Consider the following 22,467-nt stretch of genomic DNA (forward strand, 5'->3'; position numbering starts at 1 on the left):
GTTATTGCTTTTTATAGTCTTCTTCCGCTTTCTTTGCTTTTTCAAAATCGAGGATCACCCCGTTGATACAGTAGCGCAGCCCTGTGGGTGGCGGACCGTCTTCAAACACATGTCCGAGGTGCGCTTTACAGCGTCCGCATTCCACTTCTGTTCTTACCATTCCATGCGAACGGTCTTCCAGGTAAATGACGCTGGTTTTGCTGATGGGCTGATAAAAGCTGGGCCAGCCGCAGCCGCTTTCAAACTTGGTATCGCTCTTAAACAGGGGATTACCACAGGCAGCACAATAATAGGTGCCTATTTCTTTGGATGTTTCGTATTTGCTGCTCCAGGGGCGTTCGGTTCCTTTTTGCCGGGCGATATAATACACTTCTTCGGGCAGTGCCTTTTTCCATTCGTCTTCCGACAGGTTCACTTTTGAGCTGTCGGTGCGGGAGTAGACCGGGTTATTCTCTTTTTTCATATTTGTTGAGTCCGGCTTGCCGGGTTTGGATTGAGAATAGCCGCAATGCTGAAATAACACACTGATAGTAAATAATAATACCGGTAAATATTTCATAGCGACTTTTATAAAGAACAAAGATACCGCTGAAAAAGTTCCGGTGACCGAAAGCGCTGCTTTAAACAATTTTTAATAAATATCCTAAAAATGTTGTTTTTGCCTAAGCTTTGCTATATTTGTTGGCATCACTTTAAAAGAAAAGCGTAAATGTTTAATTTAATATTGTTTGGACCTCCGGGAAGCGGAAAAGGAACTCAATCCGACCGGTTAGTCGAAAAATATGGATTGGTACACCTGTCTACAGGCAACCTGCTCCGTTCGGAAATCGCTGAAAAAACACCCCTGGGAATTGAAGCAAAGAATTTTATTGATAAAGGTCAGCTGGTGCCCGATGAAGTGGTGATCGGCATGATCGACAACAGCCTGGAGCAGCACAGAGACGCCAAAGGCTTTTTATTCGATGGTTTTCCACGTACGGCGAACCAGGCAAAGGCGCTGGACAAGCTGCTGGAGCTGAAACGAACCACCATCCACAACGTACTGGCGCTGGAGGTATCGGAAGAAGAACTGGTAAAACGCCTGCTGGAAAGAGGCAAAACCTCCGGGCGTTCTGATGATACGGACGAGGCGGTTATCCGCAACCGTTTTTCTGTTTACCAGAACGAAACAGCACCGGTTGCAGATCATTATAAGGCACAGCATAAATTTAAAGCGATTCCCGGTGAGGGTTCTGTGGAAGAGATCTCCGCTGCATTGAGCGAGCAGATCGACAAAACGCTGGACCGGCAACAACAGGAAGCATTTGAATAAAGAAAAAGGTCCGGAACTAACCGGACCTTTTTTATTTACCGGTTAATATTTCTTCCGCCTTACTGATACTGCTGAGTACCGCATCCTTCATCAGGTTTACCTTTGTCTTCTGGTCCTGCAGGTATTTGATGCGCTCGGGCTGATTGTTTTCCAGCGAATCATACCGGAACCCGTTCATCCATTCATGCATCGCTTTGTCCGCATTGCTGAGATCGCTGAATGCCGCTTCCAGCTTCACTTTCAGCTCGCTGTTCTGCTTCCGGGCTGCCGCCGGCAGCTTGTCGAGTGAGTCAATGGCTGACTTTGATTCTTTCATCAGCCGCTCCAGCTTTTTCATTTTGGGCATTGCCACATCATGACCATCAATCACATCCTGCAGTAAACTGTCGGCCTGGGTTTTCGGGCCATCACCGGTATCAGCAGGAGCCGCAGGGTTGCCATCGCCGCAGGCCATCAGTAAAAACAGTGCTAAAGGAATAAATAAGAACTTCATTGATGTAGAAATTTTGGGCCTAAAGGTACAACAGTTTTCCCACTGCCTGTTAAGGAATGATTCTTGCAGGATAGTGATTGAAATACCTGGGCTTAAAACTGGTGGGCTCATCATTGCCTATGGATTTTTAAACAAAAGGAAGTAACATGAAAAAACAACACATGATGATAGCGGCCGTTTTTGCCATACTGGCGGCCTGCAACAATAACCCTTCAGCAGAAAGCACTTCGCCGCCACCTCCGGGCGACTCGCAGGCGCTGCCTTCAGTGACCCCTATAACCGATCCGGCGGACAGTGTGGTTGTAAACACGGCAAATGTGGACAGCAGCGGAGTGGCTCAGGAGCACGTGGATAAGAACGAAAAAAAGTATTCAAACGACAAGGGGGAAACGATCACCGCAGTTTATCATGATTCGGGTAATATGGGAGTGGCAGCACTGAAAATAAACGGGGAAGATATAAAACTGATGAAAGGGGAAAAAGAAAAAGGAGCTACCACCTACACCAACGGCAAGCTTACCTGGAAAGTAAAAGACGGAGAAGCCACACTGGAAAAAGACAATGTGGTTACAGTTTATAAGGAAGTAAAATAAAAAGAAGCCGTATCAAAAGTCCACATTGCGTCAGGTGCCGGACCCGGCCCAAAATGACAATATGTTGTTAAATGACTTTTGATACCGGCTTTTTAAACTTCCGGGGGTATTGGAAAAATGACAATAACAACCTATTTTAGCCGGAACAACAGTAAAAGCAACTGGCTGAAATAAAGAATATGGGAAAAACACAAACACGCATACTCGAAACAGCTGCCTTTTTTTCCAATAATGATACCGTTCCGGGATTCCGGAAGCTGATGGACCTGGCGATGGATACGCAGGATATGTTGGTGTACCGGGAGGCTATTGAACTGACGGACTGGAATGAGCAGCATAAAGAAGAGCAGGAATTGTTCATTCAGAAATGCCGGCAGCTGCTGGAAAAGGTCGAACGCATCCCCGTAACGGAATACGATGCACCCGCACCGGTGGTCGTTGCAGACGGCATCCGGAAAAACTATGGACGCGGCAGTTTTGCACTGGGTCCCGTCTCGCTTACCATCTGCAAAGGGGAGGTGTACGGGCTGGTGGGTGAGAACGGAAACGGAAAAACCACCTTGCTGCGGATCCTGGCCAACGACCTGTCCTGCAACAGTGGTAACCTTTTGTATAACCTAAGATACAAGGCAGGTGATGCTTTTGATTTACGCACAAAACTGGTGTACATTCCACAACGTACGCAGCGCTGGTATGGGAGTCTTAAAGACAATCTTAAATTTGTACTTACGGCCTACGGTGTTCCGCCGTCCGAAAATGAAACAAGGGTATTGATGATGATCGCCCGGCTGGGCCTCTGGAAATACCGGGATCTTAAATGGAATGAGCTTTCCTCCGGTTATAAAATGCGGTTTGAACTGGCGCGTACCTTGCTGCGAAAACCGGAACTGCTGCTGCTGGATGAGCCGCTGGCCAATCTTGATATTGTAGCGCAGCAGGTGATCCTTGAAGACCTCAGATCGATTGCCAATTCTGTGAACAACCCCATTGCACTGATCCTTAGTTCCCAGCAACTGTATGAAGTGGAAAAGGTTTCCGACCGCGTAATATTCCTGCGGAACGGTGTGCCGGTAGAAACGGCGCGTTCAGGAACCGGCGTTGCTGCTGAAACTGCGGAACTGATCGTGGAAATAGACTGCAGCGATCCGAGGGAAACGCTGCAGGCAGCGCTTGATTCGCTGCCGCTGGACCGGCTCAACTATAACGGCGGGGTATACATCGCCTATTTCAAACAGGGTGCCGTCTTCCCGGAGGTACTGGAAGTGTTGGGAAGAAGCAAATGCCGGGTCATTTATATCAGGGATATTTCTTCCTCCACCCGCCGGCTCTTTATGTCGTGAAGCCCGGAATGCAATGAGATAAAACAAGACAAATGAAAAACTTTATACAACGCGTGAATCATTATTTCCTGGAACGCTACCCGCTGCTCTGGAATACAAGGGTGTACTGGATGTTGGGCTACTGTGTACTGGTTCACGGCTGTTTTTACCTTATGGGATACAATGTTTTCAAAAATACAGAACTGTTCAAGCACTATAATGCGCCGGAGCTGTTTGTGGAGAACGGAGCCCTGTTGTTCAGTATCATTGTTTCTGTGCTGATACTGGTGGTGTGGCTGCTGGTGCTGTTCCGTAACAATGCATTTAAGAATTTTTATCCCACGGGGAAGCGGCAGTTGTTCGGCAGCTTTTTTCTTTATTTCCTGGTATTTTTTGCAGCTACCACCTTCTATATTTCTTATATCGCAGGATATAAACACTATGTTCAAAACAACTACCCTGCGGCATGGCTGAAAGGCAAGGTAGCGCAGGCAAATCTTGCTGCTGCGTTTCTCACATTTGATTTTGGCGCGTATACAATTGATAACAAACGCTACCCCGCTCCCTTTGATACACTTTATTGCGAAACGAATGAGAAAAAGATTGATTTCTCAAAGCCTTACCTGACGCGGGATATGGACGAATACCAGTTTTACACGGTTGGGAAAAAAAGGATTCCGAGGAATAATACAGCCACCGCAACGGCTGCTGATGACCGGGAAATCAACAGGGAAACAACCGATAGTTCAGAGATCATCTATTATAAAAAAGAAGTGGCAGATGTTTCGGGGCTGGTTACTGCTGTTCCCTCTTTTTACAATTATTCCCGGCAGGGTTTCGGAGATGATGGTGGGTTGCTTTATTATAACTCCTACCCATACAAAGAAGCACCGGCATATAGCAGCGAGCAGCGCTCGAAAGATATCAACAGGAAGGTATACGAATTATTACAGCGGAATCAGCCGCAGGAAATAAAAAAACTGCTGACGGATTTCCTGGAACTGTCCAAAAGATTTAACATCAGCACCGATCTGACCCCGGACAAATGGTTTGAGCTGATGTATCATCCCGGAAATTTTCCGGTTACCTATTTTATCGGCAATCACGGGGTCGACATGTATGCCCCGCCGTCCACCGGGGATGACGCTGCTGCTGTTGCAACGGTTGAAGATGCAAAGGCAGACCCTTATTATAAAGAGCGCAAAACGAGGTATTGTTTTGATGCCAACGATCTGAACCGCCTGTTCTCGGGCATAGAAAGCGTGCAGGTGTTCTCCGTATTTGACCTGGTTATTTATGTAGCGCTATGGGTTGCCTTTGCGCTGGCCGCCTTGCTTTTTGCTTTCCGGATCACCAACCTGCGGCTGCTGTTGTTTGCAGGTATCACCGCAACCCTGACGGGGATTTTAATAGCGCTGCTGACACTGACACTGGGGCTTGCAAAGGGCCGCCAGGGTGAACTAACGGTTTCCTATCTGGTGTTTGCCGTAGGAACCCTGATCCTGCTGGGCTCTATCCCCGTTTTCCGGTTCCGGAGAAAATCGGTGCAGGGGATCCTTATCAATATATCCCTGGTAGGCATTGTGCCTTATTTTTTCCTGATCCTGCTGATAATTACACTGCACCAGGAGGAGCATTACCGCACCCTATCGGTAGCGGGGTATGGTGAACCGCACAAGTCGCTGCTGGAGCTTTTGGGAGTATACTGGAACTATGTGCTGCTGGCCCTTGGCTTTATTTTTATGATAATATACACTTCCGTTATAAGAAAGTGGCGGGCGTTGCCGGAGAAATAAAATTTACAGATCTTTAAGACCGGCCCTGCCCGGTTGTCTTTTGTTCTTTATGATACTGCTGATAAAACAATTTAAAAACGTAAATCGTAAGCTGGCTTTCAGGGTCTTCCGGATTTTTGCCGTGCTCTTGTTTATTGCTGTAACGGCACAGGCCCAGCAAACATCCGCCGGGCGGATCCTTCCGGAAAAAGAGATCGCCGGGATCTTTACCGATTCCTTAAAAGCTGCGCTGGGCCTGAAGTTTCCCGTTTTCCGGATCTATGAATATACCGACCGGTCGGGTTTGTATTATTGTGTACTTACGGAGAGCAGGGATTCGGTGACGGCAAAGGATACCATCAGTTCCGGCCTGAAGGCCGTGAACCTGCGATCCGAGGCGAATGGCTTTACCAAAGTATGGGAGCTGAATGATCATATTGAGGCCTTACACAATGAAACATCCATCTGGTTCTGGTCGAAATATATTGATTTCAAAGATTATGATAACGACGGACTGAAGGAACCGGTGATCACGTATGGTACCTGGGGTATGAATGGATATGATGATGGCCGTGTTAAATTTATCATCTATTACAAAGGACAGAAAATTGCGTTGCGGCATCAGAATGGTGTACTGGATGATGAAAGAGATACCAGAGTGGATAAGACCATTTATGCATTGCCGGCAGCGCTTCAGCAATCGGTTAAAGAAAAAATGGTACGCATGACGGAAAGCGGGCATGCGCTCTTCCCCTATGGCTGGCAAAAGGCCCTGCAACAAAAGCGGACCTTTTTCAGCGAGCGGGGCGATTAGCCGGCGATGGTTTTATGATCATATACAGATCGGACAGAAATGGCCGGAGTACCAGGCGTCTCCGGCCATTTTGCTTATAAGGGGGCTGCATTAGTTATTAATCCGTATCCATAAGGTGTGTGCCTCCACCGTCCTGCCAGTTAAACAGGCTGCTTCGTCTTCCCAGTTCCCAGTAAAATTTGCTGCGGGGCGTTTGATAGTTGCCGGTCTCGTTCATCGTATCCGTATCATACAAACGACCATTTACCATTACATATTTTACAGACTCGGTATTCCGGATATTTTCCAGGGGGTTGGCATCCAGTATGATCAGGTCGGCCAGCTTTCCTGTTTGCAGGGAGCCGATCCAGTCGTCCAGTCCGAGGCTTTTTGCAGAATTGATGGTAGCGGTCTGCAGGGCCTGCAGCGGAGTCATGCCCCCCTGTGCCATCATCCATATTTCCCAGTGGGCACCAATGCCCTGGATCTGTCCGTGGGCGCCCATATTTACGGTCACTCCCGCGTCGGCCAGTTTCCGGATGCTTTTGGCGCTTAGTATATGCCCGTTCTCATATTCTTCTTCCGGAAGCATCGTACGATGACGGCTGCGGGTATCGATAACTGCGCGGGGCGTGTATTTCAGCAGCTTTTCATTTTCCCATACATTGGTGTGCTGGTACCAGTAGTACTCACCGGAGACGGAGCCGTAGTTTACAATAAGTGTGGGCGTGTACGCCGTTTGTGAGCGTTTCCACAGCTGGATCACGTCGTCCTGGAGAACGGCAATGGGCAGGTTGTGCTCAACGGTTGTATGACCATCATTGATCATGGCCATATTGTGGTAAAAGAAAGAACCACCTTCCGGAACGACCATTACGCCCAGTTCCCGGGCGGCAGTAAGGATCTGCTGGTTCTGTTCCCTGCGGGGCTGGTTATAGCTTTTTACCGAAAAGGCTCCAAATGCTTTTGTTCTTCTGATAGCACTCCGCGCATCATCCAGCGAGTTGATAACGGCTTTAAAACTCCCGTCGGCACCATATAATACCGTTCCGGTACTGAATACACGCGGACCCACCATTTTACCGGCCTTTATCATTTCGCTTTGTGCAAAGACCAGCTCACTGTTTGCAGACGGATCATGCATGGTGGTTACGCCAAAGGCAAGGTTGGTATAATAGGGCCAGTGCTTCTGCGGGGTGATGCCGCTGCGGAAATGATTGCCATGTGCATGGGCATCCACAAATCCGGGCAGAATGGTCTTTCCTGCGCAGTCGATTATTTTTGCCCCGGAAGGAATGGTTACCTCGTCGCCTGAACCAACTGCTTTCAGGATATTTCCTTCCACCAGCACGGTACCTTTTTCAATAACCGTATTGCCGTTCATGGTAATGATGCGGGCATTGGTAAAGGCAATCATCCCCTTGGGTCGGTCGGGTGCATAAATGACGCCAACCGGGATGCCTTTTATAACAGCCGGCGCAGTGGTGGTATCCTTTTCATTCAGGAATTTGAAATGTTGTTTCAGCGGAATGGTAAAATATTCATTACCGAGGTTATAATGCAGCTCCTGGCTGTTGGCATTCCAGTGCAGGTTATAGCCGGCATCTTTTGCCACCAGCTGTACTGGAATGGCATTGGAACCGCCGGCGATCTCCAGTGTTTTGCCGGTTTTTGGGAAAGCGGCGATGTATACTTTGTGCAGGTCCACAAATGCCAGCCAGTTGCCATCCGGGGAAACGATGTACTGGCTGCCATAGGTACTGGTGGCCGCTGTTTTTTCATCGGTGCCGTCTTTTTTGCAGATGGACAGGTTCTTTCCTTTCTGAAAATAGATATGGTTCCCTTCTGATTCAAAGTAAGGAGCGCTGCCGTTATCAACAACACGGACGGGCCGGGAGGTTCCTGCAGCATCCACAGTATAAATGCCGGTATTTACATTAAAGGCATTTCCCAGTACATTGTCGCCGCCCTCTTTACAATACACAATCGTTTTTCCATCCGGACTAAAAGACGGAGCACTGTAGATGCCTTTTTCGATATTCAGTCTGCGGGAGTTGCCCTTTGCAAGATCCATTACATAAATGCTGCCCATGGCCGTATCATTCCAGCCGACATAGGTCAGCCACCGGCCGTCTTTTGAAAAAGCAGGCGCATCTTCTATATCAGCTGATTTTGTGAGGCGGACCGGTACCCCCTTTGGCAGTTCCTGTTTCCACAGGGAGCCCAGTGCGTTGTATACAATGTATTTTCCATCAGGAGCGGTTACAAGACCGCGCAGCACATGAGTGGTGTCCTGGTCCCTGTTGAGGTTTTGTTTTACACGGATGGCATCCGCAATTTTTTGTGTTACGTTACAGGTGAAGGGGATCTCTGTTGCTGTATTGCTGCCGCTGACGGGTATGCGGTTGAGTTTTCCGTTGGCCCATATAACGATCTCTTTTCCCCCGGGCATCCAGGCAAAGCCGGTATAAACACCAAAGATGGCCCAGGCCTCCTGCTGGTCCTTACTGAGCTTGTCGTAAACCGGCCACTCCTCGCCGGTTTCCAGGTCCCGCAGGTACAATACGGTTTTGGTGCGTACCCTTCTTACAAAAGCCAGTGTCTTTCCGTCTGGTGAAACCTGCGGCCGGAAGGCACTGCCGCCACCGCCGGTAATGGTTTCGCTCTCCCCTTTTTCACGGTCGTAACGTTTGATCACATAGATCTCATTGTTCGGATCCTTGTTATACTGGAAGAATCCGCCGGGATACATGTCCTCGCTGTAATAAATATAATGTCCGTCAGGCGATGCCGAAGGTTCATTTACGTCCTGCTGATCATTTTTACGTTTGGTGAGCTGGATGCCCTCGCCGCCGTTGATATGGTACATCCAGATCTCGCCGGCACCCAGCGAGCGGAACGCGGTAAAATGCTTGCGCGCAATAAAATAATTGCCTTCGGGCGACCATACGGCATTGTTCAGCAGCCGGAAGTTTTCTTTGGTCACCTGCCGGGCATTGCTGCCATCCCGGTTCATCACCCAGATATTATCACCGCCTCCCGCATCGGAGGTAAAAAGGATCTTTTTACCATCCGGACTAAAGCGCGGCTGCACTTCATAAGCCAGCCCCTGCCGCAGCACGCGCGCGGTTCCGCCGGCGATCGGCAGGCTGTAAAGATCTCCCAGAAGGTCAAAAACCACCTCCTTACCATCCGGCGATACATCCAGGTTCATCCAGGTGCCTTCGTTTACCTGGAAGGATACTTCTTTATAGCGGGTCCCCGGCGGGTTATTCACCTCCCATTTGGATGATGCCGGTTTGGAAGTGTCTTTTTGGGGTTGTGCGTCCAGGGAAAGCCCGATAAAACAAAGGCTGATTAAGAAAAAAAACCGCATGTGCTTGATTGTTTTTTAAAAAAAGTAAAAGATGGTTCTGGTGCCGAATGTAGCAAATTAGGCGGTATTGCCGGGATGTATTTTAAAGAAGATCAGATGGTTGCCTCGACCGGCAAAATAAGAATGCGGGCAGCATGTTTCACACGATAATGAACAATTCATTTAAATAAGACCGGCAGGGTTTTATAAGAAAAAACCTTTATGCCACTTTGGGTGGCAGGTATCCAGGGTTTCATAGAAGCAACGGCACGGATAATTACAGCATCAACATCCGGTCCCAGGCTTTTGATCATCTTCGTTTCAGCGATAGCTCCTGAAGTATCTATCTTAAACCGGATCAGTGCTTTTCCTTCAATGGCTTCTTTTTTGATAAAGGGATGATCTGTGATACTTTTTTTTAGATATCGTACTAATGCTTTTTCCCCTCCCGGGTACAGGGCTGCTGTTTGCCCGCAAATGGTATGTTCCCATCCGGTAATGGCATCTTTTTTGGTTTGCGCCGGTGCTCCGATACAGAGGACAACGAATAATAAAGTCAATAAAGTCTTCACTTTTAATAAGACCGGGAAAAAGCAATTTCCATAATCCAATTTCTGGCCATTATCAGACAGCTGCTGAGAGGCTGCGCCGCTTAGGCGGAAATCCTTTGCCGCGCGGGCATTGTGAAGAGCGCAAAGATTGCAGCCGGGCGGCGGACCGCTGCTGATGGATGTTCCTCAGCCGGGAGCCCATAAATGTATTGTTATTTCAATAGCTGATAAACGATAAAGCTAAGCACAAATGCCAGGCCGGTCATATAAGCAAGCTGTACAATGGGCCATTTCCAGGACCCGGTTTCGCGTTTTACAATGGCGAGTGTGCTCATACACAGCATGGCAAATACATAGAAGATGAGCAGTGACACACCTGTGGCTACGGTAAATACCTTGGAGCCATCATCAAAAGTGGCTTTGTCCATTTTTTCACGCAGGGCCATATTGGCACCTCCGTCGTCTTCCACGCTGTAAAGGGTGGCCATCGTGCCTACAAATACTTCGCGGGCGGCAAACGAGGTAACAAGGGCAATACCTATTTTCCAGTCGAAACCCAGCGGGCGGATCACCGGCTCAATGGTCTTGCCCATGATGCCCGCATAGGAATTTTCCAGCTTGGCTGCTGCACGGGTCTCTTCCACCAGCAGGGTATCTGCACCGGGCCGGGCCAGTGCGGTTTCATATTCCTGTTGTACTGCGTGCATGCGTTGTTTGGGACCAAATGAACTCAGGAACCAGAGGATCACACTGATGATCATAATGATCTTACCGGCCTGTACCACGAAGATCTTTGCTTTTTCAATCATCGTTTCCAGGGCGTTTTTCCAGCGGGGAGCCCGGTAGGTGGGCAGCTCCAGGATAAAATAACTTTTTTCCTTGTTCTTTATAAAGAACTTGGCTACATAGGAAACCAGCAGGGCAAATACCAGGCCCAGCAGGTAAAGTCCCATCATCATTAAACCCTGCAGGCTGATGAACCCGAGCAGGTAGGTTTTGGGAATGACCAGGCCTACCAGGATCACATACACCGGCAGCCGGGCCGAACAGCTCATGAGGGGCGTGACCAAAATAGTCAGCAGCCGCTCTTTACGGTTTTCAATACTGCGGGCGCTCATAATGGCCGGAACGGCACAGGCAAAGCCACTGATCATGGGCATCACACTTTTTCCGTTCAGGCCCACACTGCGCATTACCCGGTCGGTTAAAAAACTGATGCGGGCCATATACCCGGTGTCTTCCAGGAGGGTGATAAGGCCAAAAAGGATCATGATCTGCGGTACAAATATGATGATCCCGCCAAGGCCTGCAATGACCCCGTTTATTAACAGGTCCGAAAAATTATTTTCAGGAAGCACTTCACTCAGCCACCCGCTGAAGGCGGCAGTGCCGGACTCGATCCAGTCCATAGGGAAGGATGCCACCAGGAACACACACTGGAACATCAGGAACAATACTCCCAGCAGAATAAAGTATCCCCAGAAGCGGTGGAGGAAAATATGATCAAGTTTATCGGTGAGGATCGATTTTTTATTGGGATCCGGTTGCGTCACCGATACATTCATCACATTGCTGATGCGCTGGTAACGTTGTAAGATCTCTTCTGCCTGGGTTTTTGTGGGATTAAAATGGTTGTCGATCTCTGTCTGCTCGATCTGTTCCTGCAACTGATCCGGCAGGGTAAAGGTCTCATGGTTGATCAGGTAATGCACTCCTTCATAGGAACTGATACCGGGCACCAGATGCTGTACCCCGGCAATCGCCTGGGGTGCCAGTGCTTCCACATCGATAAAATTGTGCACGGGGGCCTTAAACAGGTTGCCGGAAACCAGCTCCACCGCCTTTTTTAGCTGATCGATACCCTTGTTTTTCCGGGGGTTAACGGCTACTATGGGGATACCCAGTTCCCGCTCCATCTCATTGATATTGATATGAATGCCTTTTTTGCGGGCAAGGTCCATCATGGTAAGGGCCATTACCACCGGGCGCTTGAGATCGATGATTTGGCTGCAGAATAATAAATTGCGCTTCAGATTGCTGGCATCGGCCACCACCACGATCACATCTGCCTTCAGGTCTTTGTCCTGGTTCAGGATCACTTTATAGGCCACTTCCTCATCCAGGCGGCGCGGGTACAGACTGTAAGTACCCGGCAGGTCGATTATCTTTGCATTAAACTGACCAACTTTAGAAGTTCCTGTCTTTTTATCAACAGTTACGCCGGGAAAATTGCCTACTTTCTGACTCAGACCGGTTAGGGAGTTGAACAGGGAGCTTTTTCCGCTGTTGGGGTTTCCTACTAATGCTATATGTAGCTGCTTATTTTCCAAAATCCTCAAGAGCCGCAAAATTACGGATCCCCGGCGGATGATCATTTACGAATTCCGATGTTTCTGAAGATAAGGCTGATGGCCGGCCGGAAAAAAAGCGGCTGCGGTTACTGTACTGCATGTTCGCCGGCCGAAAGGGATTCCAGCGGCAGTTTTTCAGCTTCCGGGGATGGCTTAAGACCGGTAAGCGTTTCGGCCAGTTTGTTCAGATCGCCGGAAGCACGGCTGATCAGCAAAAACTGGTCGATGATGGGCTTTAACTCGTTCAGGGTGATCTTGGTTTCCGTATCCAGCAATCCCTGCTGGATCTCATGCCTCCGTTTTTCAAGAAGGTCTTTTACAGCAGCTTTAAGTGCCTGTGTATCACTGTGTGCCACCTGTGGCGCTACTGTTTCATCAGAAAGCATTCCAGACGTATTTCCCAGTTCATGAATGGTATTTTCAATAACCGGTGTAAAAACCGGCGAGCGGTATTTGGCGGCCAGCAGCCGGGAATAATGGGCCAGCGTGGCGATATGTGAATTAATGGTAAAGATCATCACCACAAACTGGTGGATGGTTTTGATGTTTTTCTGTTTGCTTTTGGGTTCGCTCAGCATCCGGGAAAAGGTACCGGAAAGATTGGCCTGTGCTACAAATGCTTCTTTCCGGCTGAGCTTATAGTCCGGTGCGGGTTCATTTTTGATATAGGCGCTGGCCACGGTTTCAAAATAGGCCCGGGTCTTTTCCAGTGCGGCAGCCATATAGGTCTTTACCTGTTTCTTTTCCCAGGAGGGGATGATATACGTGGTAAGACCGGCAATGACAGAGCCGATAATGGTATCAAGGATGCGGTTCTCGATCACCACGTGAAAATTGCGGCTGTCGAGCAGAAAAAACAGGATCAGCACATAGGCAGTCATAAAGGTGACGCTGACCAGGTAGCGGGTCCGCATAAAACTATAGGTGGCAATCATCAGCAGGATCATTGCGGTGAACCTGCCGGTCTGGGTCTGTAACAGGAACAGCAGCCCGATGCCCCCCATAGCACCGATAATGGTGCCGATCACCCGTTGATAATTGCGCTGTTTGGTAACACTGTATGTGGGTTTTAAGATCACCAGTGCTGTAAGCAGGATCCAGTAACTGTATTCCAGCTGCAACAGAACAGCAGTTATATAACCGAGGGTCATGGCAATGCCCAGCCGCAGGGCATGACGGAACGTATTGGATTGCAGGGAAAGGTTCTCCCGGATGAGGTCCCCGTCCAGATCTGTCTTTTCCACAAAGGAGTCATAGTTATCCGATAAAAGATAGTCCTTTACTTCCTTGCGTTCGTACCGGGTGTAATGGTGCAGGGTATAGATACGGAGGATCATATCTTCGATCGACTGCATGATCTTGCGCATATTGATCAGCGCTTCCAGGTTGTCTGCGTTACGGTGGGTGTTTACAAATTTTTCAAAATGCTGTTTCAGCTCACGGAGCTCATCATTCAGGTTCTTGGAAACCCTGGAGCGGCGGCCCTCCTGTACGGATACCCCTATCTCATACAATTCATCCACCATCCCCAGGATCACTTTCCGGAAATGCGGCAGGATATTGGTGCCGTCGAAGCGCCGGTGCATGGACTCATAATTGTAAAATGTAGCGTTGGCCTTTTCAAAGAGATCCACCGATTCTACAAAAATGACCAGGAGCCCGCGGCCGGTAAGGGTAGTGGATTTTACGATATTGCGGCTTTTAAAAAGCATTTCCCGCACCAGGATCTGCTTGTCCTGCACCTTTTGCTGCTGCTGCATCAGGTTTTTATAGGTTTTATCGTAGTTGACGCCTTCATTATAAAAATAAGAACGGGTTTTGAGGTAGTCGGCAACAGCGATAATCGAATCGCCCAGGGCCTGCTGGATCACTTTATAGGGACGGACCCCATGCAGTGCAAGACTGAGGCCGATATACCACAGCCCCCCGCAAAGCAGGTAGATGCCATCCAGCACCACATTCCAGCCGGTGGCTTTGTGGTAGAGTGTGAGCACCATGATCAGCAACCCGGCAAAGCCGATGGCGTTGGTACGGGCATTGTACACACCCAGCATACTCAGGGAGAAGCTGAAGGTAAGGATCACCAATGCGGTAACCGGCTGGCTTACATGGGCAAATCCTGTAACCAGGTCTACAAAAAAGATCAGTGCCAGGGCCGCCAGCATACCATTCCTGCGTTCTTTGATATGACCGGGAATATCGGCGGCACTTACGGCCATGGCTCCAAGCGAGGCGATGAGGCCGATCTCCAGCATCCCGAAGAAATTGAGAATAACGGAAGGGAGGGTGATCCCCACCGTGATGCGGACCGCCTCATTAAAATAATAACTGCTTACAAACTGCCGGTATTCCTTTATGTAATCCATTTCCTACAAATTTACAAACAAGAAACAGGTTTAAGAAACATGTTGTGGCCGGCCGGCGTTCCGTTTTAAGAATTGCACTACCTCCGGCGGGCTGTATCGTAAAATAGCCCGGTTTTACCGGCCCCCCTAAAGCAGGCGGATATTAAAAATTCGTCACACAAAACCGCAATTCCATAACAATTGTAAGTGCCGAATGCCCAACCTGTATTAATCTTGTAGTATGAAAGCAAGAAGTATTTTCCAGAAAGTAGAGATCCTGATAGCAACCCTGCTGACGGGCTTTTGGATATTCATGTTGGCAACAAACCGGAACTATTCATTCGAGCGGCACCAGTTTACCGACAATCATATCCCCTACAGTTTTTATACCAATTACCTGCAGCCTAATACGGCAATCGCGCTGCTCAGTTACCTGATATTCCTGTTCCTTACGCAATACGTGGAAACAAAAACAAAGGGCTTTTTTAAGGTTACATTGCTGATCTGCACCTACCTGCTGCTGGCCGTGGGCCTGTCTGTCTGTTTTACTTACATCTTTGCCTGGCGGTATGGAGAGAATGGCTATGCCACCGAGCGGGATGTAGTGGTGTCCTTTTTTGTAGAGGGTTTTGCGGTGGCCGCCATCAGTTTTCTGTTTTACCTGATCTATTATGGACTGAAGGAGCTGCTGTTTAGTCCCTTGCTGAAAAAGAAATTAAAGGAAAGCAATGGATCCCGCATTCTTTTTATCGGTCTGAGCATCCTGGCCTGGCTCATCATACTCATTATGCTGGCTTCCAATAATGCAGCTCCTTTTGCTGTTATCCTGTGGTCTGTTGTTTTGCCCTATGCGCTGCTGGTGCTGTACATCCATATTTATGTGCTCATTCCCGGTCTGCCGGTAAAGAGCGCCCGGAGCGGGTACTACCTGTCGCGGATCATTCCCATTATCATACTGATCAATTTTATTGCTACGGTTTTCTGTAAGGCAGCAACGAACGGAGGCTCCCCTTTTCTGGGTATCTATGTATTGCTGCTGTTGTGGACCGGCGCGGTGGTGGTGCCCCTGGCCTGGTGGATCTATAAAAATCAAAAGGAAAAACTGGGGCTGAAGAGCGCACTTGGTTCCTCCCAGGCCAACCTGAGCTTTCTCCGTTCGCAGATCAATCCGCATTTCCTGTTTAATGCACTGAACACACTTTATGGAACGGCCTTACAGGAAAATGCCGACCGTACCGGGGAGGGGATCCAGAAACTGGGGGATATGATGCGTTTTATGCTGCATGAAAATGTACAGGACAAGATCCTGCTGCTGCGGGAAGTGGAATACCTGAATAATTATATCGACCTGCAAAAACTGCGCATCGTCAACTCTTCCGATATCATCATCCAGGTAAAGATCGATGAACCCGCATCCGGGCTTCAGATCGCTCCCATGCTGCTGATCCCTTTTATAGAAAATGCATTCAAGCACGGGATCAGTCTGAAAGAACATTCCTATATTACCATAACACTTCATACGCAGAACAATGTGCTGTATTTTGATGTGCAGAACAGCATCCACCTGAAACCGGATGGTGATCCCGAAAAACTGAAAAGCGGCATTGGTCTTATGAACGTGAAGGAACGGCTGCAGCTGGAATACCCCGACCGGCATGAGCTGGTGATCCGTCAGACTGCCAGGGATTTTTTTGTACACCTGACAATCAATTTATGATGCTGAGAATAATTAAAATGGTAATACTGTTGCTGATCCTTGTGCCGGTACAGGCGCAGTTCCAGCTCAGCGGCCGGATCGAAGGGCTGAAAGACAGCGTGATACGGATACAGGTGCCGTTTGTATACGACTTTTTCGCGCAAAGCGGGTTGGAGGTGCCGGTGGGAAAAGACGGCCGGTTTAATTTCCGCTTTCCGCTGGATAAGGAAAAGCTGGTACGGGTAATGTATGATAAAGCATCGGTCCTGGTCCTTGCCCGCCCAGGCCAATCGCTGGTTGTGGGCAGGGCCAACACCGGAGCGGGCCTAAAGCCGACCGGAGGCTCTTTGTTTAAAGAAAATAAAGTGCTGTTTGAGGCGGATCCGCTGGAATACCCAGTGTTTTTAGAAATAGACCCCATCCGGGATTCCCTGGCAAAGTTTGAACCAGACATCATTTATGCCCGCTACATTCAGCCCTGGATAAAGCACGCACAGGAAAAGGCAACGGCCATTGAAAAAACCACGATCTCCGGCAGACTAAAGAAATTATTTATACAGGAGGTCCGTTCTGCTGCCTATTGCAAAGCCAGCGAATTTGCAATGCAGGGCTTTATGAAAAGGGACCAGTTGGCTGCTTTTTATAAAAGGCTGTATGGGTCGGTTTCTCCAAAATCAACCGTCAGCAATCCCGGCCCTATGTACTACTGGTTTGTTGATTATTACAATGGGTATCTTGAGTCAGATGCCATGAATGATCTGAAGGCTTCCGGCAATAAAAAGACAGAACCTCTGAAGTATTATACTGTTAGCCTGGATAGCGGAACGGCCCTTATAAAGCAAAAGGGGAAGCCCTATATCAATTGGCTGGCCGTAAAAAATACGAACAGCCCTGATATTGCCGAGGCATACCTGGCACAGCAGGTATTTACAAAATACGCCGAGAAGGATCTGAAATATGCAAGCGTGCTTCTTAAAGAACTGAAAAATACGTATCCGGACAGCAGGTATCACCCTCCATTAAAAAAGAATGTAGGCGAACTGGAAGTATTACTCGCCCGGAATGAACACAATAAGTCGATACGGATCGTTGATCATTATGAAACCATTACTTCTGTTTTCCCGGTTATTGATTCGTTAAAAGGAAAGGTCGTTTACCTGGATATATGGGGAACCTGGTGCGGACCCTGCAAACAGGAATTGAAATTTACACCGCAATTGAAGCAGTACTTTAAAGGCAAAGAAGTGGCCTTCGTATATTTGGATATGGATGACGACGAAAAGGATGCCGCCTGGAAAGAATTTATCAAGGTGAATGAACTCACCGGCATTCATTTGAGAAAGACCCGGGAGCAAATGGCACCTTTCTGGAAAGAGTTGCTTGAGAACGCAGCGGACAAGAGCGAATACTATCCGCAGTATTTTATTTTTGATAAAAAAGGAAAGCTGGTAGTGACAAAGGCTGAACGGCCGAGCAGGAAGGAAGTGCTGTATAGACAAATCGAATCTTTTTTGAATCAATAATACAATATACTCCTGGACTTAAAAGAAATTTCCCTGTGAATGCAATAGCCATAGACGACGAACCCATAGCGCTGGAAGTGATCAAAACCCTTTCGGCCAAAGTGCCCTTTATCAAACTGGAGGGTGTATTTACCAATGCATTTGAAGCGATCGATTATCTGCAAAAAAATAAAATTGACCTGATCTTCCTGGATATTAAAATGCCGGATATCAGTGGTATTGAACTGTCCAGAAGCCTGGCAAACCCGCCGATGATCATCTTTACCACCGCTTATACAGAGCATGCGGTAGAAGGATTTGAATTGAATGCCGTCGACTACCTGCTGAAACCCTTTTCCCTCGTCCGGTTTATAAAGGCCTGTACCAAGGCGCAGGAACTTTTCTCGCTTAAGAACAGTAAAACACAGGAGGTGGATGCCGTCTTCCTAAAAGACGGTTACGAACAGGTGCGGGTAATGCTGGATGAGATCCTTTATATAGAAGCCGCAGGCAACTACCTGAACGTGGTTTTGAAAAATAAAAAGATCATGACCCGCATTACCATCAATGATATGATGCAACTGCTGCCGGCCGAACGATTTACGCGGATTCACCGTAGTTATATCGTGGCCCGGGATAAGGTGACCCGCTTTAATAAACAATCCGTATTTATCGACCTGCTGGAGTTTCCCATTGGCAACAGCTATCAGTTTGCTTAAAACCATTTTTATGAGATATCCCGCTTTAACGATCCTCGTTCTTTTTTTATACATCCTCCGGTTGCCGGCCCAGGAGTTCGACAGGGGAAAGCTGGATGCTTATTTTGACACGCTGGGCGCAAACCACCTGTTTATGGGAAGTGTAATGCTTGCCCGGAACGGAACGCCTGTTTATAAACGATCCGTCGGATACCGGAATGTAAAAACCGGTGCGAAGAATAACGACAGCACCCTGTATCACATCGGATCGATCAGCAAAACATTTACCGCTGCCCTGGTATTAAAAGCTGCCGAGGCCGGGTTAGTGGACACCGGTGCAACCATAGCGAAATTTTTTCCGGAAATAAAGAACAGCGACCGGATAACTATTGCACAGCTGCTGCGCCACCGGAGCGGTATTGCTAATTTTACAAGCAGCCCATCATACCGGTTATGGAGCACCAAACCCTGCACCGGCAAGCAATTGCTCGACACCATTATTGCAGGCGGGAGCGATTTTGAACCAGGCAGTAAAATGGCATACAGCAACTCTAATTACGTGCTGCTGACATTTATTCTTGAGAACATATATCATCAGTCTTACGCAGGGATCCTGGAAAAACAGATCATCAGCCCGTTGAAACTGGAACGTACCGTTTTTGGTGGCAAGATCGATGATGCCCGTAATGATGCGCATTCTTATTCCTATAAAGAGGGCTGGCAGCCGGAGCCCGAAACCGATCTGTCGATCCCGCTGGGCGCCGGTGCCATCAAAAGCACACCTGCTGACCTGAGCAGGCTGGTGCATGCTTTGTTTGGAGGCAATCTGGTTTCACCGGCAACGCTTTCCCGGATGCAGACCGCGCAGGACGGGGCCGGCATAGGAATGTTTCCCATGACCCTGGCAGAGAAAAAAGGCTGGGGGCATACCGGCGGCATCGATGGCTTCCGGTCGGTTTATGTTTATTTTCCGGAAGATGCTGTTTGCCTGGCAGTTTTTGCCAATGGAGATAACTATAATCTGAATACGGTTGCGGCTGCTGCGGTAAAAGCTTTTTACAATCTTCCGTTTGAAATTCCTGAGTTCTCTGTATTTCCGGTAACAGAAGCGGAGCTGAAACCCTATACCGGTAATTATACTTCAGCGGAAGTGCCATTAAAGATCACGATCAGCACAGCGGGGAATGTATTGCAGGCACACCCGACAAATCAGCCGGTATATACGATGCGGACTATCGCAAAAAATAAATTCCGTCATGATCCAACCAATGTGGAGCTTGAGTTCAATACAACAGACGGCACCATGATACTGCTGCAGAACGGGCACAAGGTGACGTTTAAGAAAGAAATCCAGCTTTAATTATTTTACGTACAGCTGATCGCTTTTTTCTTAAGTTTGCTCCTGCTAAAGCAACTGTTTATGAAAAAACTAAATGTAGCGTATGTGTTAAAAAAGGCCAGCCGGATGATTTTTGGGATCTGTATGGCATTTTTTGTCGTTTGTATGGTTCTGATTCTTCTTGCCGATAATTATCAATGGCCCGCATCTGTCGCCATCGTGTTATTATTGCCTCTTTTTGCCACGCTTGTTATAGGGTCCTATGTTGTTAACAAATGGCGGATCTGGGCCTATGAAAATGTAGATGACCTGGAGGAGCTGATCCGGCGGGCGTCATCAAAAGTGGTGATCGGGAAAAAAGAACTACCGGGAAAATGGGCAGTGATTTCTGCCGGTGACCGGCAAAGGCTTAATGACCTGCTGGCATATCGCAGGAATACCGGTCAACTGCTGATACCGCAGGAAGATGATCCGTTGTTTCCTGATGAGCTGATTGTGAAAGGGGCAAAACGCCATTACCTGACAATGTTCCTCCTGTTTGCTGCAAGTATTCCTGTAATGCTGCAAATGCGTTACGAAAAAACAGGTACTATAGAGATTGATTCAGGCCTGGTGATCGTCGTATTGCTACTGTCAGGCATAAGTTTATGCAGTCTGTATAAATTCTTTTTCCCAACGATCCGCTTTACCTTATCCCCCCAGGGGTTCTGGAATAAAGAAAGGGGATTTATTCCCTGGGACACGGTGGATCAGGTTTATATGGATGACAGCGACCCTGTTGAAGCCGGCTTATCCCGGAAGGGGGCAGAGGAATTCCTGGTTATTTGTTTAACTGCAATTAGTGCCGGGGCTCCCGGTGAGGAAATAAAGACATCCTTAAAGAACAGCAGTGTCAAAAGCCCTGATCTCGAAAATGCACTAAAAATCTATTTGCTACGTTTTAACAAAACAACCCGCACGAAACTATTGTTTGGTAAAAAATCTGCCAGAAAGTCGATGACTGCGAATGAACAGGCACCAGATGCCGTGTATTCAAAATATTAGTCCTGCGAATGGTAATATAAGGTACTGCTGTTCTCTTCCCGAAAGATCTTTTTCGCCGTTTCCCGGATATCGTTTGTGGTTACCGCCCCATACCGGTCCAGCTCGGTATTCATCATACCGGCGTCACCCAGCAGTTCGTAGAAGGCCAGGCTGTTGGCGCGGTTCAGGAGGCTCATGTCCTCAAAGGCCATGATGCTTTCTGTTTTATTCTTTACTTTCTGCAATTCTGATTCCGGAACGGGGGTCTCTTTTAAAAGCCGGAGCACTTCTTCTACAGCGGCTTCTGCCCTTTTCATATCGACACCCTTCACCAGCTTCCCTTCGATGCAGATAATGCCCGGGTCGATGCTGCCCATATGATAACACTGGATGTTTACAAAAAGCTGCAGTTCTTTTACCAGTTTTTCAAACAGCCGGGAGGATTCGCCTCCGCCAAGGATATCGGTTAAAAGGTCTGCCACATAATATTCAGCACTCAGACGGTTGCCCATGTGCCAGCATTTGTAAAATGCATCTAACGGAACAGCGGCCGTAATTGTTTCTTTTCGTGCTTCGGTTTGCAGCTGTTCTGCCGGAAGCTGTCTGCCTACGGGTTCCCCCGCCGGGATATCACCAAACCATTTTTCAGTCAGGGCCTTTACTTCTTCAGTAGTAATGTTGCCGGCGATCACCATTACAGCCTTATTGGGTCGGTAGTGTTTGAAAAAGAAATCCTTCACGTCCTGAAGCCGGGCATTTTCGATATGTGAAAGCTCTTTGCCGATGGTCATCCAGCGGTAGGGATGATTCTTATAAGCCAGCTCACGTAATTTGAACCAGGCATCCCCGTAGGGTTTTTCCAGATAATGTTCCTTGAACTCTTCGCATACCACTTTCCGCTGTACCTCAAGACTTTTTTCACTGAATGCCAGGGAAAGCATACGGTCGCTCTCCAGCCAGAATGCCGTTTCTATATTTTCCTTCGGGATCTGGATATAATAGTTGGTAAGATCATTACTGGTATAGGCATTGTTTTCGCCGCCCGCCAGCTGTAATGGCTCGTCGTATTCGGGAATGTTCACCGACCCGCCAAACATCAGGTGTTCAAACAGGTGTGCAAAGCCCGTTTGCTCCGGCACTTCATCCCTGGCGCCCACATCATACAAAATGTTCATTACCACAGTGGGTGTTGCAGTATCCTGGTGTACGATCACCCGTAACCCGTTCTCTAAAGTAAATCTGTCAAACCGTATCATTCAGCGAAAGTAAGATGAATTCTGTTTCCGGTAGCAGCCGGCAAATAAAAAGCCGCCTCCTTTTGA

Annotated in this window: 18 protein-coding genes; 11 read left to right on the forward strand and 7 right to left on the reverse strand. The window is 48.2% G+C overall.

What is annotated here, in order from left to right; translation table 11 throughout:
- Position 1: 1 nt before the first annotated feature.
- The gene (gene msrB, locus K7B07_RS11790) at positions 2-559 is read right to left on the reverse strand and encodes a peptide-methionine (R)-S-oxide reductase MsrB (RefSeq protein ID WP_223709834.1); all 558 of its coding nucleotides are present in this window, start codon (positions 557-559) and stop codon (positions 2-4) included.
- A gap of 150 nt (positions 560-709) precedes the next feature.
- Between msrB and K7B07_RS11795 the strand changes: the two genes are divergently transcribed.
- A complete protein-coding gene (locus K7B07_RS11795; protein ID WP_223709835.1) occupies positions 710-1,312 on the forward strand; it encodes an adenylate kinase in 603 nt (200 codons plus the stop codon).
- Positions 1,313-1,343: 31 nt separating this feature from the next.
- On the opposite strand, the gene K7B07_RS11800 is transcribed toward K7B07_RS11795, so the two are convergent.
- Positions 1,344-1,805: a viral A-type inclusion protein gene (locus K7B07_RS11800; protein ID WP_223709837.1), complete on the reverse strand. Its 462-nt coding sequence runs from the start codon at positions 1,803-1,805 to the stop codon at positions 1,344-1,346.
- Between the two features lie 146 nt (positions 1,806-1,951).
- Here K7B07_RS11800 and K7B07_RS11805 point away from each other — a divergent pair, with 146 nt between their 5' ends.
- The 4 genes from K7B07_RS11805 to K7B07_RS11820 all read left to right on the forward strand — a co-directional run bounded on the left by K7B07_RS11805 (position 1,952) and on the right by K7B07_RS11820 (position 6,306).
- The gene (locus K7B07_RS11805) at positions 1,952-2,398 is read left to right on the forward strand and encodes an MliC family protein (protein WP_223709839.1); all 447 of its coding nucleotides are present in this window, start codon (positions 1,952-1,954) and stop codon (positions 2,396-2,398) included.
- Positions 2,399-2,577: 179 nt separating this feature from the next.
- Positions 2,578-3,738 (forward strand): ATP-binding cassette domain-containing protein, encoded by a 1,161-nt coding sequence (locus K7B07_RS11810; protein WP_223709841.1) that lies wholly within the window; start codon positions 2,578-2,580, stop codon positions 3,736-3,738.
- Between the two features lie 32 nt (positions 3,739-3,770).
- Positions 3,771-5,513 carry a hypothetical protein gene (locus tag K7B07_RS11815; protein ID WP_223709843.1) on the forward strand — a complete coding sequence of 581 codons (1,743 nt, stop codon included), beginning with the start codon at positions 3,771-3,773 and terminating at the stop codon, positions 5,511-5,513.
- 49 nt (positions 5,514-5,562) lie between these two features.
- Complete coding sequence (locus tag K7B07_RS11820) at positions 5,563-6,306, forward strand: M949_RS01915 family surface polysaccharide biosynthesis protein (RefSeq protein ID WP_223709845.1); 744 nt, start codon at positions 5,563-5,565, stop codon at positions 6,304-6,306.
- Between the two features lie 97 nt (positions 6,307-6,403).
- Here the strand turns inward: K7B07_RS11820 and K7B07_RS11825 are convergent, their stop codons facing one another.
- Positions 6,404-9,661 carry an amidohydrolase family protein gene (locus tag K7B07_RS11825; RefSeq protein ID WP_223709847.1) on the reverse strand — a complete coding sequence of 1,086 codons (3,258 nt, stop codon included), beginning with the start codon at positions 9,659-9,661 and terminating at the stop codon, positions 6,404-6,406.
- Between K7B07_RS11825 and K7B07_RS11830 the strand changes: the two genes are divergently transcribed.
- Entirely contained in the window at positions 9,662-9,811 is a 150-nt protein-coding gene (locus K7B07_RS11830; RefSeq protein WP_223709849.1) for a hypothetical protein, read from the forward strand.
- An 8-nt stretch (positions 9,812-9,819) separates the two neighbouring features.
- Here the strand turns inward: K7B07_RS11830 and K7B07_RS11835 are convergent, their stop codons facing one another.
- From K7B07_RS11835 to K7B07_RS11845, 3 genes are all read right to left on the reverse strand, one after another.
- Entirely contained in the window at positions 9,820-10,212 is a 393-nt protein-coding gene (locus K7B07_RS11835) for an energy transducer TonB (protein WP_223709851.1), read from the reverse strand.
- Between the two features lie 191 nt (positions 10,213-10,403).
- A complete protein-coding gene (feoB, locus tag K7B07_RS11840) occupies positions 10,404-12,530 on the reverse strand; it encodes a ferrous iron transport protein B (RefSeq protein WP_223709853.1) in 2,127 nt (708 codons plus the stop codon).
- A 98-nt stretch (positions 12,531-12,628) separates the two neighbouring features.
- Positions 12,629-14,908 (reverse strand): FUSC family protein, encoded by a 2,280-nt coding sequence (locus K7B07_RS11845; protein WP_223709855.1) that lies wholly within the window; start codon positions 14,906-14,908, stop codon positions 12,629-12,631.
- 220 nt (positions 14,909-15,128) lie between these two features.
- Between K7B07_RS11845 and K7B07_RS11850 the strand changes: the two genes are divergently transcribed.
- Genes K7B07_RS11850 through K7B07_RS11870 form a run of 5 tightly spaced genes read left to right on the forward strand, consistent with a single transcriptional unit; the run spans position 15,129 to position 21,166 of the window.
- Positions 15,129-16,604 (forward strand): sensor histidine kinase, encoded by a 1,476-nt coding sequence (locus K7B07_RS11850; protein ID WP_223709856.1) that lies wholly within the window; start codon positions 15,129-15,131, stop codon positions 16,602-16,604.
- Positions 16,601-18,106 (forward strand): TlpA family protein disulfide reductase, encoded by a 1,506-nt coding sequence (locus K7B07_RS11855; protein WP_223709858.1) that lies wholly within the window; start codon positions 16,601-16,603, stop codon positions 18,104-18,106. The genes K7B07_RS11850 and K7B07_RS11855 overlap by 4 nt, the downstream gene beginning before the upstream one ends.
- A gap of 35 nt (positions 18,107-18,141) precedes the next feature.
- Positions 18,142-18,804 carry a LytR/AlgR family response regulator transcription factor gene (locus tag K7B07_RS27800; protein ID WP_223709860.1) on the forward strand — a complete coding sequence of 221 codons (663 nt, stop codon included), beginning with the start codon at positions 18,142-18,144 and terminating at the stop codon, positions 18,802-18,804.
- Between the two features lie 10 nt (positions 18,805-18,814).
- Positions 18,815-20,143, forward strand: a complete 1,329-nt coding sequence (locus K7B07_RS11865) for a serine hydrolase domain-containing protein (RefSeq protein WP_223709862.1) — start codon at positions 18,815-18,817, stop codon at positions 20,141-20,143.
- Positions 20,144-20,203: 60 nt separating this feature from the next.
- Positions 20,204-21,166 (forward strand): hypothetical protein, encoded by a 963-nt coding sequence (locus K7B07_RS11870; protein ID WP_223709863.1) that lies wholly within the window; start codon positions 20,204-20,206, stop codon positions 21,164-21,166.
- On the opposite strand, the gene K7B07_RS11875 is transcribed toward K7B07_RS11870, so the two are convergent.
- A complete protein-coding gene (locus K7B07_RS11875; protein WP_223709865.1) occupies positions 21,163-22,401 on the reverse strand; it encodes a M16 family metallopeptidase in 1,239 nt (412 codons plus the stop codon). The two genes, K7B07_RS11870 and K7B07_RS11875, sit on opposite strands and share 4 nt — an antisense overlap.
- Between the last annotated feature and the right edge of the window lie 66 nt (positions 22,402-22,467).

Source organism: Niabella beijingensis, from assembly GCF_020034665.1.
Lineage (GTDB): Bacteria > Bacteroidota > Bacteroidia > Chitinophagales > Chitinophagaceae > Niabella > Niabella beijingensis.

Excerpts from the sequence above, each read along its gene's own strand:
- msrB (WP_223709834.1), bottom strand. The coding sequence starts at position 559 with ATGAAATATTTACCGGTATTATTATTTACTATCAGTGTGTTATTTCAG.
- K7B07_RS11795 (WP_223709835.1), top strand. The coding sequence starts at position 710 with ATGTTTAATTTAATATTGTTTGGACCTCCGGGAAGCGGAAAAGGAACT.
- K7B07_RS11800 (WP_223709837.1), bottom strand. The coding sequence starts at position 1,805 with ATGAAGTTCTTATTTATTCCTTTAGCACTGTTTTTACTGATGGCCTGC.
- K7B07_RS11805 (WP_223709839.1), top strand. The coding sequence starts at position 1,952 with ATGAAAAAACAACACATGATGATAGCGGCCGTTTTTGCCATACTGGCG.
- K7B07_RS11810 (WP_223709841.1), top strand. The coding sequence starts at position 2,578 with ATGGGAAAAACACAAACACGCATACTCGAAACAGCTGCCTTTTTTTCC.
- K7B07_RS11815 (WP_223709843.1), top strand. The coding sequence starts at position 3,771 with ATGAAAAACTTTATACAACGCGTGAATCATTATTTCCTGGAACGCTAC.
- K7B07_RS11820 (WP_223709845.1), top strand. The coding sequence starts at position 5,563 with ATGATACTGCTGATAAAACAATTTAAAAACGTAAATCGTAAGCTGGCT.
- K7B07_RS11825 (WP_223709847.1), bottom strand. The coding sequence starts at position 9,661 with ATGCGGTTTTTTTTCTTAATCAGCCTTTGTTTTATCGGGCTTTCCCTG.
- K7B07_RS11845 (WP_223709855.1), bottom strand. The coding sequence starts at position 14,908 with ATGGATTACATAAAGGAATACCGGCAGTTTGTAAGCAGTTATTATTTT.
- K7B07_RS11850 (WP_223709856.1), top strand. The coding sequence starts at position 15,129 with ATGAAAGCAAGAAGTATTTTCCAGAAAGTAGAGATCCTGATAGCAACC.
- K7B07_RS11855 (WP_223709858.1), top strand. The coding sequence starts at position 16,601 with ATGATGCTGAGAATAATTAAAATGGTAATACTGTTGCTGATCCTTGTG.
- K7B07_RS11865 (WP_223709862.1), top strand. The coding sequence starts at position 18,815 with ATGAGATATCCCGCTTTAACGATCCTCGTTCTTTTTTTATACATCCTC.
- K7B07_RS11870 (WP_223709863.1), top strand. The coding sequence starts at position 20,204 with ATGAAAAAACTAAATGTAGCGTATGTGTTAAAAAAGGCCAGCCGGATG.
- K7B07_RS11875 (WP_223709865.1), bottom strand. The coding sequence starts at position 22,401 with ATGATACGGTTTGACAGATTTACTTTAGAGAACGGGTTACGGGTGATC.